This window comes from Streptomyces sp. GbtcB6, assembly GCF_019091475.1.
GTDB classification, from domain to species: Bacteria; Actinomycetota; Actinomycetes; order Streptomycetales; family Streptomycetaceae; genus Streptomyces; species Streptomyces hyaluromycini.
Genome location: NZ_JAGXJL010000449.1, coordinates 1 through 238, shown reverse-complemented (window position 1 = coordinate 238; position 238 = coordinate 1). Strand labels below are relative to the sequence as shown.

Below are 238 nucleotides of genomic sequence, written 5' to 3'. Positions count from 1 at the left end.
CCGCCGAAGGCGGGGGACTGGAGGACCAGGCCCGTACCGTCCTCGGTCGTGACGTACTCCGCGCTCACGACGTAGTGCGCCGGTTCCGGGAACTCCACGAGCACGAACGGACGTTGATAGGTCCAGCGCTCCATTTCGGCGCCGGTGTAGGTCTGGCCCGTGGTCTCCCAGCCCTCGCCGAGCGCCTTGGCGTCCAGCGGCTCGGCCACCACCAGCTGCTCTTCGCCATTGGTCGCGA

General features: G+C 68.9%; 1 protein-coding gene. It reads right to left on the bottom strand.

Translation table 11 applies throughout. The annotated features are described in order from the left end of the window. On the bottom strand, positions 1-238 hold a 238-nt coding region (locus tag KVT45_RS55625), incomplete at both ends, for a class I tRNA ligase family protein (RefSeq protein WP_217562770.1).